The organism is Amycolatopsis sp. 195334CR, from assembly GCF_017309385.1.
GTDB lineage: Bacteria > Actinomycetota > Actinomycetes > Mycobacteriales > Pseudonocardiaceae > Amycolatopsis.
On the sequence record NZ_JAFJMJ010000001.1, the window covers coordinates 1286164 to 1299009 of the forward strand.

Sequence of the window (12846 nt, forward strand, 5' to 3'; positions counted from 1 at the left end):
GGTTTCTCGGGCCGGACGGGCGCCTTGTGGGCGCGGTGCCCATCCTGGCACGGAAACCGTGGTCAAAGCAGTTCGAGCAGGAACGGCAACTCCTGTGGGGCATACCAGGCCAGCTCGTGGTCCTCGGCCTCGCCGAGGGCGAATTCCGCGTCGTCGTCACCGAGGTCGGCGGCGTCGATCACCGCGGCGGCGGCGACCACGGCGGCCTCGGCCTCGGCGGTGTCCACGTGCACCGCGGCGATCTGCGCGAGTTCCACCGGACCGGAGATCCGCACCACCGCGGCGTCCAGGTCGGGGCGCGGCGTGGCCTGTTCGACGTCGGCGGAGATCACCACGCGCCGCGGCGGGTTCTTCTCGTCGGCGTCCTGCTCCGCGGCGATCAGCCGCAGCGAGGCCCTGGCCGCGTCCAGCAGGGCGGCGTACTCCAGTTCTTCGGTGTCCCCGCTGGTGTAGGACTCGCGCAGGGCGGGGGTCAGCGCGAAACCCGTGCCGCTGAGCGGGGCGAACCGCCCGTCCTCGACCAGGCGGCGCAGCGTGCCGATCGTCGCCGGCAGGTAGACCCTCACCAGTCCGCTCCCCTGAGTTCTTCCAACGCCTCTTCGATCATCCCGCCGAGCAGGTCCACGTCGTACACCGCCTTGCGATCCCCGTTCAGTCCGAAGTAGACACCCCCGTGGTAGGAGGTGACCCCGATCGCCAGCACCTGGTTCTTCGCCAGCGGCAGCACCGGGAACATCTCGGCCATTCTCGCCGGACCGGCGTAGAGCGGCACCTGTGGCCCCGGCGAGTTGGTGATGACCAGGTTGAAGAACCGCCCGGAGAACGAGTTCGCCGCCCTGGCGCCCAGCGAGTGCAGGGTGGCCGGGGCGAACCCGCCGACCTTGAGCAGCGTGCGCGCGGCCACCGAGCGGCCGGAGTCCAGGTGCGCGGTCATCGCGTGGCCGATGTGCTGCAGCCGCAGCACCGCGTTCGGCTCGCCGACCGGCAGGTCGACCAGGTACGCGGCCACCTCGTTGCCGACCAGCCCGGCCGAGGAGAACTCGGTGTCGGCGTCGCTCACAGCCAGCGGGACCAGCGCGCGCACGGTCGAGTCGGAGGTGAGCGCGGACCCGCGCGAGAGCAGCCACTCCCGCAGCGCGCCGGCGACCACCGCGAGCACCACGTCGTTGACCGTGCCACCGTGCTCGGCGCGGACCTTGCGGAAGTCCTCCAGGCGCGTGCGCACCACGGAGAACATGCGGCCGCCCGAGACCGGCGCGTTCAGCGGCCCCTCCGGCGCGGGCCTGGCCACGCTGCGCAGCGTCGCGGCCACCCCGCTGACGGCCTCGGTGACCTTGCCGACCGTGGCCACCGCGTCCTTCGCGGCCACCACGGCCGTGTTCACCAGCTCGGTCGGCCGCTGCACGGTCTCGCTGACCGCGTCGAGCACCAGCTGGGTGCGGCTGGGCTGGCGGCGCGGGGTCCAGGTGTCCTCGAACTCCTCCGCCTCCGCCGCGACGTCGTCGAGGATGAGCTGGCCCAGCTCGATGGTGCCGGTGCCGTCGACCACCGCCTGGTGGGTCTTGGTGACCAGCGCGACGCGGTCGTCGGACAGGCCCTCGACGTAGTAGACCTCCCAGAGCGGGCGCTCCAGCGCCAGCGGGCGCGAGACCAGCCGCGCGACCAGGTCGAACAGCTGGTCGTCGGTGCCGGGCCCGGGCAGCGCGGACCGGCGCACGTGGTAGTTCAGGTCGAAGTCGACGTCGTCCACCCAGACCGGTCTGGCCAGGTGGCCCGGCACGCTGAGCACGCGCTGGCGGTACCGCGGCAGGTAACCCAGCCGCTGGCCGATCAGCGCGAGCACGTCGGGGTAGTCGAACCCGGTGCTCGGCCGTTCGAAGACCGCGACACCGCCGACGTGCATCGGCGTCACCGGGTCCTCCATGTAGAGGAAGGACGCGTCGAGCGCGGACAGGCGGTCTTGCATGCGGTGATCCTGGCACACCCTGTTCTAATGCTCTCGTGCGTGAGTCGAATTCAGCGGTGTCGCCGAAGGACCGGTTCCTGACCGTCTACGGGCGCAAACCCGTGCTGGAGGCACTGGCCGACCCGACGCTGGAAGTCGACAAGGTGATTCTGGCGGACACCGCGCGCGGTCCAGCGGCCACCGAGATCCAGCGCGCGGCGAAGGCGTCCGGGGTGGCGGTCCAGCGGGCCAGCGCGCACCGGGTGAAGGTGCTGGCGGGCAACGGCAAGCAGGACCAGGGCGTGCTCGCCGACGTGGTGGCGCCGCGCATGCGCCCGCTGCACGCCGCGCTGGACGACCGGGTGCCGCCCGGGCGGCTCCTGCTGCTCGACGGCATCACCACGCCGGCGAACGTGGGCATGATCCTGCGCACCGCGACCGCGGCGGGCGTCGGCGGCATCGTGGTGCCGCGGCGCGGGGTGGCCGCGCTGGATCCGCTGGTGGTGAAGGCTTCGGCCGGGGTGGCGTTCCGGGCGCCGGTGTTGCGCTGCGGGAGTGCCGAGGAAGCCGCCACCCAGCTCACGGAGGCCGGGTACGCGGTCTACGCGCTGGGGTCCGGTCGGCGGGCCGCGTCGATCTTCGAGGCTTCGTGGCCGGAGCGGGCGGTTTTTGTGCTCGGCGGGGAGACGGGCGGGGTGAGCCCGTCGGTCGGTGAGCTGGCGACGGGCTGGCTGTCGATCCCGATGCCGGGTGAGGTGGAGTCGCTCAACGTGTCGGCCGCGGCGGCGGTGCTGTGCTTCGAGCTGGTGCGCCGGTCACGCTGATTCCTCGGCGAAGAGGGCGTCGAGCTCCAGCAGGGTGGCGTTGACCGAGGTGTGGTGCACGCCGACCATGCCGGCCGCGACCGCGCCGCGGACGTTGCCCGCCGAGTCGTCGACGAAGGCGCAGTGCTCGGGCGGCAGGCCGAGGCGGTCGGCGGTGAGCAGGAAGACCCGTTCGTCCGGTTTCGCGACGCCGACCTCGCCGGAGAAGACGAGCGCGTCGAAGAAGGGGGCCAGGCGGCGTTTGGCCGGGCCGGAGGCGCCGGGGGCGTTCGACAGGAGCGCGGTTTTGACGCCGCGGTCGCGCAGGAGGTCCAGCGCCTCGAAGAGGGCGGCGGCATCGGGGTCGGTGAGCACCCCGGCGTAGTCCAGAACGAGTCCCCGAAGCATGGTCCACCCTAGCCCGTCACCGGGTCGGGCGATCTTGGACCGGATTCGCGGGGCCCGGCGCTCTACGAGGCGACGCGGTCGACGTCGGCCGCCACGGACCTGGGGAGCGACCCTGTGGATGTCAGACCGCTGAACGCGCCGGAGACGGCTCGTCGGTTGCGTGCGGTGCCGACCCAGCTGGAGCTGCCGATATTCGACGACGACGGCGGCGGTCGGCCCCGCCCCGGGCCGCCGGTGCCGGGCAGGCGGACTCTGGAGCGGATGGTCACCGCGATCCTGGAGCTGTGCTGCGGCCGCCGGGCGCGCGCCCAGCTGCGCCCGCTGCTCCGCCCGGACGTCTACACCAGACTCACCGGGACGATCACCCCGCGGTATGCGCTGGTGAATTCGGTGCAGGCGTGCTTTCCGCAGGCGGGCGTCATCGAAACCTGCGCCACGGTCACCGGAGGCGGGCACCCGATCGCCGTCGCCGCCCGGTTCGAGGCCACGCCGGAGGGGTGGTGGTGCGTGGCGTTCGACCTGATCGGGGTGCCGGACACGCGGAACCAGCCACGCCACGTGAGCTGACGCTGCTTGGACCTGGCCGCAAACGTTTGCGCGAGTTCGGTGGAGGGGCGGGAACGGCGAAGGCCACGCACCCCAAGGAGTGCGTGGCCTTCGAACCTGTCGAACCGAGTTACCGGGTTACCGGCTTGTCGTACCGGATTACCGGCTTGTCGAACCGGGTTACGGGCTGTCGTACCGAACTACCGGCGCGGGCCCTTCTTGCCCTTCTTCGCCTGGGCGCGGGCGGCTGCCCGCCGCTCGCGGCGCGTGCCGCCGGCGGAGTCGTCGGCGTCGGCGGAGGTGTCGCCGTGGGATTCGACGCCGCCGTCCTCGGCGGGGCCCGAGTACGTCAGACCCCGCTGGGCACCGCCGCCGTCGAGGCCCTTGCCCCGCAGGGCGGCGGGCACCGGGTCCGTCTTCGGCTGCGGCGGAACGGGCTGCGCGTGCCGCCCGTTCTCCTGCGGCGCGGCCCCATTGGCCACACCGCCCCCGCCGGTCGGCAGCGGCACCGGCAGATCGGTGGCCGGCTCCGCCGCGGGCGGCGGGTCCTGCCGCTCGACCTGCAGGTTGAACAGCAGCCCGACCGCGTCCTCCTTGAGCGCCTCGACCATCCGGTCGAACATGTCGAAGCCCTCGCGCTGGTACTCGATCAGCGGATCGCGCTGGGCGACCGCCCGCAGGCCGATGCCCTCCTTGAGGTAGTCCATCTCGTAGAGGTGCTCACGCCACTTGCGGTCCAGCACCGACAGCATCACCCGGCGCTCCAGCTCCCGCATCGCGCCCTCGCCCACGGTGGCGTCGATGTCCGCCTCACGCCGCTCGTAGGCCGCGTGGATGTCCTCGACCAGCGCGTCGCGCAGCGACTCGGAGTCCAGGTCGTCGCTCTCGTCGGCGAGGTCCTCCCACTGCACGCTGACCGGGTACAGCATCTTCAGCGCGGTCCACAGCTTGTCGTGGTCCCAGTCCTCGGCGTACCCCTCGGCGGTGGCCTCGTTGACGTAGGCGGTGACCACCTCGCTGAGCATGTTCGTCACCTGGTCGCGCAGGTCCTCGCCCTCCAGCACCTTGCGCCGACGGCTGTAGATGACCTTGCGCTGCTGGTTCATCACCTCGTCGTACTTGAGGACGTTCTTGCGGATCTCCATGTTCTGCTGCTCGACCTGCGTCTGCGCGCTCTTGATCGCCTTGGAGACCATCTTGTGCTCGATCGGCACGTCGTCCGGCAGCCGCATCGTGGTCATCACGCGCTCGACCATCGTCGCGTTGAAGCGCCGCATCAGCTCGTCACCGAGCGAGAGGTAGAACCGCGACTCACCCGGGTCGCCCTGACGGCCCGACCGGCCGCGGAGCTGGTTGTCGATGCGGCGAGACTCGTGCCGCTCGGTGCCCAGCACGTACAGCCCACCGGCCTCGCGGACCTCCTCGGCCTCGCTCTTGACCTCGGCGTTGACCTCTTCGAGCACCTTCGGCCAGGCGGCCTCGTACTCCTCCGAGTGCTCCACCGGGTCGAGCCCGCGCTCGCGCAGCACCTCGTCGGCGATGATGTCCGGGTTGCCGCCGAGCACGACGTCGGTACCACGACCGGCCATGTTCGTGGCCACCGTGACCGCGCCCTTGCGCCCGGCGCGCGCCACGATCAGCGCCTCCCGGTCGTGGTACTTCGCGTTCAGCACCTCGTGCGGGACCTGCAGCTTGAGCAGCAGCTTCGACAGGTGCTCGGACTTCTCCACGCTGGTGGTGCCGACCAGCACCGGCTGGCCGTTCGCGTGCCGCTCGGCGATGTCCTCGGCGACCGCCTCGAACTTCGCCTCCTCGGTCTTGTAGATCAGGTCGGCCTGGTCGGCGCGGACCATCGGCCGGTTCGTCGGGATCGGCACCACACCCAGCTTGTAGGTCTGGTGGAACTCGGCGGCCTCGGTCTCGGCGGTACCGGTCATGCCGGCGAGCTTGTCGTAGAGGCGGAAGAAGTTCTGCAGCGTGATCGTGGCCAGCGTCTGGTTCTCGGCCTTGATCTCGACGCCTTCCTTGGCCTCGATCGCCTGGTGCATGCCCTCGTTGTAGCGGCGGCCGGCCAGGATGCGGCCGGTGAACTCGTCGACGATCAGCACTTCGCCGTTGCGGACGATGTAGTCCTTGTCGCGCTTGTACAGCTCCTTGGCCTTCAGCGCGTTGTTCAGGTAACCGACCAGCGGGGTGTTGGCCGCCTCGTAGAGGTTGTCGATGCCGAGCTGGTCCTCGATGAACGAGACGCCCTTCTCGGTGACACCGACGGTCCGCTTGCGGATGTCGACCTCGTAGTGCACGTCCGCCTTCATCAGCGGCGACATCCTGGCGAACTCGACGTACCAGCGCGAGGACTGGTCCGCCGGGCCGGAGATGATCAGCGGGGTCCTGGCCTCGTCGATCAGGATGGAGTCGACCTCGTCGACGATGGCGAAGTTGTGCCCGCGCTGGACGCAGTCGTTGATGTCCCACGCCATGTTGTCGCGCAGGTAGTCGAAGCCGAACTCGTTGTTCGTGCCGTGCGTGATGTCGCAGTTGTAGGCCGCGCGGCGCTGCTCCGGGGTCATGTCGGAGAGGATCACGCCGACCTCGAGGCCGAGGAAGCGGTGGATGCGGCCCATCCACTCGGCGTCACGTTTGGCCAGGTAGTCGTTGACCGTGATGACGTGCACGCCCTTGCCGGAGATGGCGTTGAGGTAGGCGGGCAGCACCTGGGTCAGGGTCTTGCCCTCACCGGTCTTCATCTCGGCGACCTGGCCGAGGTGCAGCGCGGCCCCGCCCATCAGCTGGACGTCGAAGGGGCGCTGGCCGATCACCCGCCAGGCGGCCTCGCGGGCCACCGAGAAGGCCTCCGGCAGCAGGTCGTCGAGGGATTCCCCGTTGGCGAACCGCTCGCGGAACTCGCCCGTCTTCGCCTGCAGCTCGGCGTCCGGAAGGTTCTTCACGTCGTCTTCGAGGGTGTTGATGTGGTCCGCGATGTTGCGCAGGCGCTTGACCATCTTGCCCTCGCCCGCGCGGAGCAGGCGGTTCAGAACCATCTCAGGAGACCTCACTATGACTATGCGTACTTCGGGGGTCGGGGGGTTGCCCGTCCACCATCGTAGGGAACGTGCCCCGGTCAGCGCACGCACCGCCGTACGAAAGATGCTGCTCGGACAGGCCGACGGCCCGCACGCGGTGGGCGTGCGGGCCGTCGGGCGGGGTCACTTGGCGAGCTGGATCACGCCGTAGTCGAAGCCCTTCCTGCGGTAGACGACACTCGGCCTGCCGGTGTCGGAGTCGTTGAAGAGGTAGAAGTCGTGCCCGACCAGCTCCATCTCGTAGAGGGCCTGGTCGACGCTCATGGGTTCCGCGTCGTGCTGCTTCTCGCGGACGATGCGGCCGGGGAGGTGTTCGGCCACACCGTCGTCCCAGCGCTGCTGGGGCACGTCGATCTCGGCTGCTCTTCCGGCCTCGCCGTCGAGCGGCATCTCGTCGTAGACGGGCGCGTCCAGTACCGCGGTGCTCGCGGCGGGCCGCCTGCCGGAATCGGCCATTCCGCCTGCCACCGAGGTCGCTTCGGCGACCGATTCGGAACGGCGGCGTCCATAGTGGACACGACGCCGGTCGTGGGACCGGCGGAGGCGGTTCTCCAGCTTGGTCACCGCGGCGTCGAGCGCGGCATAGAAGTCGCCGGCACAGGCTTCCGCGCGCACGGCCGGACCCTTGCCAACCACGGTGATCTCCACGCGCTGGCAGTTCTTCGCCTGGCGGCGGTTGGGCTCGTGGAAAAGTTCCACGTCGTAACGGATGACCTTCTTGTCATAGCGTTCCAGCCGCGACAGCTTTTCGCTGACGTGTGCCCGGTAGTGCTCGGGCACCTCCACGTTACGGCCCTTCACGACGATGTCCATACACGACCTCCCTCGCTGAATTGACTGCGAGCTTGTGAGCATTACGGCGCCGGTGAAATCGGGACTGCGGTATTTCGGAATCCGCCGGAGCGGCAGAACGGAAGTACGCCTCGCTGAGAGAATCCGGCGACACGGTCACGACGTCTCGTGGCGGCCGACCGGACGCGAGCTCAGCGCGCCTCCGGCGCCAGGGACATGGGCTTCTCACCTCCCCGCCTACCGGGATTGCTGATAGCGGAGCACGTTAGCCCGCTCTGGCCCGGAACAACAGCCCCCGAGCCGGGGGATGTCAAGCCGTGAGAAGCCGTCACTGCGCGCAATGGACTACGCCGGTTACTCGTCAGTTTCCGACCCGTTCGGAGCATTGCGTGGTCCCGGCTTTCACGCCAAAGGCTCAGCGAAAGGGGCCGGGAATTCGCGACGGTGACGGCGGCGGCGGGAACGGCGACCACTCCGGCAGGACCTACTCCCCGGGGCGCTGAACTCACTGACCGCGTCATATCCAGACAACGGGCGGGGGCCGCCGAAATGTTCCCGGGCCAGCTTCACTCGGACGAGTGAGCGTTGGTCAGGGTTAACCCGCCGGTAACCGGGTATCCGGACGCACGCAATGCGCGAGCGCACGCTGACACCGTGGAACCGGTGGTCAGCACGTCGTCGAGCAGCAGGACCGGGGTGCCGGGCGGCGGCAGACCGGCCGGCTCGGGCGTGATCCGGCCGGCCAGGTTCGCCGCGCGCTGGTGCCTGGCCAGGCCGGCGGCGTCCTTGGCATGGGAATCCAGCACCAAGCCGGGCGCGACGGCCGCGCGATGGCCCTGCTCGGCGAGGTGGCGGGCGCAGGCGCGCGCGAGCCGGAGCATGTGCGGACCACCCCTGATTCGTGAGGCGACGCGTCGGGAGGGCACCGGGACCAGCCACCAGAAGCCGTCGGGCGCGGGACTCACCCCGGGTAGGTACGGGATGGCGCGCGCGAGGAGCGCGCCGAGCACGGGCGCGAGGTCGCGGCGGCCGCGTTCCTTGTAGGCGAGGACCAGCCGGCGGGCGACGCCGTCGTAGGCCGCGAGCGCGAAGGCGGCGAGGGTGGCCAGCGGGATGGGGATGGGGGCGCCCCAGACCCGGGCGCAGGCGGCGCAGCACGCGGCGCCGGGCGCTCCGCAGCCGGCGCAGGTGGGCGGGAGGACGAGGTCGAGGAGTTTGCTCATGCGGGACAGCCTGCCGACCAGCCCCGACAGCCTCGCCCCAACGACAACTTTTTCCAGTTGGGGGCCCGCCCCGGGTGTCCGGAATGTGGCTTTGGGGGCGGATTGCGCCCCGAAGCCACACCCGTGTCCAGGCGACCAGGGGCCAGGCCGGACGCAAGGGGGCAAGGGGCTAGGGCGCCCGGGGCCGAAGCCGGAGGCCGGGTGCTGGAGGCGGGGACCAAGGCGGGCGCCAGGGGCCGGGGCGCCAGAGGGCAAGGCGCCGGGGCCAAGGCACCAGAGGGTCAGAGACCAAGCCGGGCGCCACGGGGCCAGGGCGCCGGGGGCCAGAGGGGGCAAGGGACCAAGCTGGGCGCCGGGGCCAGAGCCGGGGCTCCGGGGCTCCGGGGCTGAGGTTAGAGCCAGGGCGCCAGGGACAGGGACAGAGACCAACCCGGGCACCTGAGGACGCAGGCACCCGCCGGGAGGTCGCGCCGGGGCTTGAGGAGGGCGCTCGACTCGGCCCCCAAGGCCGTGGCGAGTGCCCTCCTCAAGCGTCGGCTCAAAAGCGACCTCCCCGCCTCGGCGGAGCCGAGGCAAAGAACTCAGCCTGGGTAGAACGGGATGGCGTCACCCGGGACGGAGTGGTCGTGGGGGCTCCAGACCTCCCCCACCTCCGAGGCCGTCCACAGGCCTTCGACGTCGGCGACCACCACCGGACGGCTCGGCGCGGCGGTGATCGCGTGCAGCGGCGGCGTCAGGTTCGACAGGTTGAACTGGTCCAGCCGCAGCCCGTCCACCGGGACGCGGACCACCGGCAGCGAGCGCGAGTCGGTGATCGCCACCAGGCTGTCCTGGCTGACCCAGTCCACATCCTTCACGTTCCGCAGCCGCTCGGCCTGGAGCATGCGGGGCGACCGCAGGCTCACCGAGTCCGCGTTCCGCACCACCGACGCCACCACCAGGTTCCCGGCCACCACCATCGCCGCCCTGGTGCCGTCGCGGGAGAGCCGGATGGCGGAGATCTCCACCCCGAGCGAGCGCACCATGTCCGCGTTCACCACCTGGCTGGACCACGTGCCCTGCGCGGTCCGCAGCACCCGCACCACCTGCGAGCCGTCGACCACCGTCCACACCTCGCCGCCACCGCCCGAGCCCGGTAGCGCGGGCCGCCACGTCGGTCGGCTGAGCCGGTCCCCGCTCAGCTCGGTCCTGGCCAGCTCGTTGCCGAACTCCCCGACCCGCAGCCACAACCGCCCGTTCTCCCGCTCGACCACGGCCATCTGCCTGCCGTCGAGCGACTGCGCCGCGGTCACCACGTCGTACGCCCGCGAACCCGCCGGCCCGAGGATCGGCGCGCCGTCGCTGAGCGAGCGCACCCGGCCACCGGACACCATCAACCCGGGCAGGCTCGACTCCGGCGAGGCCTCCGGCTCGTACGACGGCACGTCGCTGGCCCGCCACTCTTCGCGACCGGCGACCAGCGGTGCCCCGTCCGAGAGCAGCCTGATCCGGCTGCTGGTCACGCTCTGCAACGACTTGACCACCTGTGCCGCGATCAGCTTCTTCTGCTCGTCGCTCTGCCCGCCGACGCCGGTCAGCGGCACCGTCACCACCCCGTCCGGCCCGCCGACCACGTTCTGCTCGATCGCCGCCTGCTCCCCGAGCGGGTTGTTCACCGCGCCGTCGAGGAAGTCCGACGGACCGGCGAGCAGCAGGTCGACCACCCGGCCGGGCAGGCCGGACTGCGGCTTCTGCACCACGTACCGCAGGTCCGGCACCAGCGCGTTCCGGTCGGTGGCGAAGAAGTACACCGGCACGCGGAAGTAGTTGCGGGTGAACTCCGGCTCGGTGATCACCAGGTCGGTGGCAGGCGAGACGATGCGCCACTGGCCGTCCGGCTGCCGCGCCAGCTGGACCGGCTTCTCGAACCCGCCGCTCAGCGGGATGAAGGCGCTGTCGGGCCCGAGCTTGCCCACGTTCGTCCCGCGCAGCAGCACGATGCGCCGATTGGGATCGGCGGGCTGCTCCGGGGCGTAGACCGTGTCGAACTTCTCCTCCATCACGGTCAGCCCGCGATCGGGCCGCCAGGTCGCCTTGGCCGGCGGGTCGAAGTAGACCCGCGCCCTGGCGTTGTCGTTTTGCGGCTGCGCGCTCGCCTCGACGAACTGCCGGACCACGCCCAGCGCGTCGAGGTCCTTGGCCGGTTCGGGCACCGACGGCGCCGGAGCCGCCACGCCCCCGGAGGAGATGACCCGCGCCTGCGACTCCTCGGGCACGGTCGCGCACCCGCTCGCACCCAGCACGGTCAGGCAGGCCAGGAGCGCCCCGATCGCCCGCAGACGTTTCCTCACCTGGCCTCCTCGCGTTCGGCGGCGACCAGATCCGGCGTCACCGACACCTCACCGGCTGGCTCGTCCGGCTCGATCCCGATGAACCCGCCCGGCGGCACGTCCGGCGGCAGGTCCAGCGGGCTGTCCTCCCACTCCTCGCCCTGGCGCAGCGGCAGCGTCAGCCGGAAGCAGGCACCGCGGTCCGGCTCGCCCCACGCCTCCAGCTCCCCGCCGTGCAGCTTCGCGTCCTCGTGGCTGATCGCCAGGCCGAGGCCGGTGCCGCCGGTCCGGCGGTTGCGCGAGGGGTCGGCCCGCCAGAAGCGGTTGAACACCAGCCCGGCCTCGCCGGTCCGCAGGCCGACGCCGAAGTCCTGCACGGTGATCGCCAGCGCGTGCTCGTTGGTGGCCAGCCGCACCCGCACCGGCTTGCCCTCGCTGTGGTCGACCGCGTTGGCCAGCAGGTTCCGCAGGATGCGCTCGACCCGGCGGCTGTCCAGCTCGGCCTCGACCGGGGTGTCCGGCAGCTCCACGTCGAGCAGGCTGTCCGCCTCGCCGGCGATCACCCGGACCTGCTCGACCACCCGCAGCACGATCGGCCGCGCGTCGATCAGCTCCGCGGACAGCTCCTCCACCCCGGCGTCCAGCCTGCTGATCTCCAGCAGGTCGCCGAGCAGCGCCTCGAACCGGTCCAGCTCGTCGACCAGCAGCTCGGTGGACCGCGCCAGCCCCGGCGGGAACTGCTCGCGCGAGGCGTGCAGCACGTCGGCGGCCATCCGCACGGTGGTCAGCGGGGTGCGCAGCTCGTGCGAGACGTCCGAGGTGAACCGGCGCTGCAGCTGGCCGAACTCCTCCAGCTGCCGGATCTGCCGCTGGATGCTCGCGGCCATCTCGTTGTACGACTCGGCGAGCTTGGCCAGGTCGTCCTCGCCGAGCACGCCGAGCCGCTGGTCCAGGTCCCCGTCGGCGAACCGCTCGGCGGCGGCCGCGGCCCGCCGGACCGGGTGCACCACCTGCCGGGTGACCAGGTTGGTGATCAGCACCAGCAGGAACAACAGCACCAGACCGCCGACCAGCAGCGTGTTCTGCACGGTCGAGACGGTGTTCTGCTCGGCGGTCAGCGGGAACAGCAGGTACAGCTGCAGCGGGCGCGGCGCGCCGGTGATCGGGGCGCCGATCATCAGGTACGTGGTGCGGGCGTTCTCCACGCCCGCGGTGTGGATCTGCTCGGAGAACTGCTCGCCCTCGACGAACTGCCGCAGCCGGGGCGTGACCTTGTCGAACGGCCCGGAGGAGACCAGGGTGTCGCTGGACTTGCTCGGGTCCACGCTGGCCAGCACCGGTTCGAAGGCGCCGGCGCTGGCGCTGGTCGGGTCCTGCCCGGCCGGCACGCTGGTGAGCTTGCGGAGCACGTTGTCCAGGCGCGACTTGAGCTGGTCGGTGGCCGCGTCGATCCCGGACAGCTCGCTCTCCGCGCTGTCCAGGATGGCCCTGGTCTGGGCGATCGCGGCGACCTTCTTGGTCTCGATCAGCCGGTCGGTGATCTGGTTCTGCAGCACCATGCCCAGCACGAAGACCACCGCTGACGAGAGCGCCAGGGTGGAGATGGTGACCCGGAACTGCAGGGACTGCCGCCACAGCTCGCCGAAGTCGATGGACCGGCGGCGGACGAAGGCGGAGACCCGCCTGCCGGTGGCCGCGGTGGCGCGGCCGAAGGCGGCGAGCCTGCTCATCCGGTCA

Annotated in this window: 10 protein-coding genes; 2 read left to right on the plus strand and 8 right to left on the minus strand. The window is 71.1% G+C overall.

What is annotated here, in order from left to right; all coding sequences use genetic code 11:
• Nucleotides 1-62: 62 nt before the first annotated feature.
• Together JYK18_RS06280 and JYK18_RS06285 are read right to left on the minus strand one after the other, a co-directional pair.
• Nucleotides 63-566: a hypothetical protein gene (locus JYK18_RS06280; protein WP_206801205.1), complete on the minus strand. Its 504-nt coding sequence runs from the start codon at nt 564-566 to the stop codon at nt 63-65.
• Complete coding sequence (locus tag JYK18_RS06285) at nt 563-1966, minus strand: wax ester/triacylglycerol synthase family O-acyltransferase (RefSeq protein WP_206801206.1); 1404 nt, start codon at nt 1964-1966, stop codon at nt 563-565. Before JYK18_RS06285 ends, JYK18_RS06280 begins: the two co-directional genes overlap by 4 nt.
• A 35-nt stretch (nt 1967-2001) precedes the next feature.
• On the opposite strand from JYK18_RS06285, the gene JYK18_RS06290 reads away from it, so the two are divergent.
• Nucleotides 2002-2769 (plus strand): RNA methyltransferase, encoded by a 768-nt coding sequence (locus JYK18_RS06290; RefSeq protein WP_206801207.1) that lies wholly within the window; start codon nt 2002-2004, stop codon nt 2767-2769.
• On the opposite strand, the gene JYK18_RS06295 is transcribed toward JYK18_RS06290, so the two are convergent.
• Entirely contained in the window at nt 2761-3156 is a 396-nt protein-coding gene (locus JYK18_RS06295) for an HAD-IA family hydrolase (protein WP_206801208.1), read from the minus strand. The two genes, JYK18_RS06290 and JYK18_RS06295, sit on opposite strands and share 9 nt — an antisense overlap.
• A 114-nt stretch (nt 3157-3270) precedes the next feature.
• On the opposite strand from JYK18_RS06295, the gene JYK18_RS06300 reads away from it, so the two are divergent.
• Nucleotides 3271-3723, plus strand: coding sequence for an Rv3235 family protein (locus tag JYK18_RS06300; RefSeq protein ID WP_206801209.1), 453 nt, complete (start codon nt 3271-3273; stop codon nt 3721-3723).
• A gap of 179 nt (nt 3724-3902) precedes the next feature.
• Here JYK18_RS06300 and secA read toward each other — a convergent pair whose 3' ends face one another.
• From secA to mtrB, 5 genes are all read right to left on the minus strand, one after another.
• Nucleotides 3903-6743, minus strand: a complete 2841-nt coding sequence (gene secA / locus JYK18_RS06305) for a preprotein translocase subunit SecA (RefSeq protein ID WP_206801210.1) — start codon at nt 6741-6743, stop codon at nt 3903-3905.
• A gap of 165 nt (nt 6744-6908) precedes the next feature.
• Nucleotides 6909-7598, minus strand: coding sequence for a ribosome hibernation-promoting factor, HPF/YfiA family (gene hpf, locus JYK18_RS06310; protein WP_206801211.1), 690 nt, complete (start codon nt 7596-7598; stop codon nt 6909-6911).
• Between the two features lie 545 nt (nt 7599-8143).
• Nucleotides 8144-8800: a ComF family protein gene (locus JYK18_RS06315; protein WP_206801212.1), complete on the minus strand. Its 657-nt coding sequence runs from the start codon at nt 8798-8800 to the stop codon at nt 8144-8146.
• Between the two features lie 581 nt (nt 8801-9381).
• Nucleotides 9382-11130, minus strand: coding sequence for an LpqB family beta-propeller domain-containing protein (locus JYK18_RS06320; protein ID WP_307795795.1), 1749 nt, complete (start codon nt 11128-11130; stop codon nt 9382-9384).
• Nucleotides 11127-12839 carry an MtrAB system histidine kinase MtrB gene (mtrB, locus tag JYK18_RS06325; RefSeq protein WP_206801213.1) on the minus strand — a complete coding sequence of 571 codons (1713 nt, stop codon included), beginning with the start codon at nt 12837-12839 and terminating at the stop codon, nt 11127-11129. The genes JYK18_RS06320 and mtrB overlap by 4 nt, the downstream gene beginning before the upstream one ends.
• Nucleotides 12840-12846: the final 7 nt, after the last annotated feature.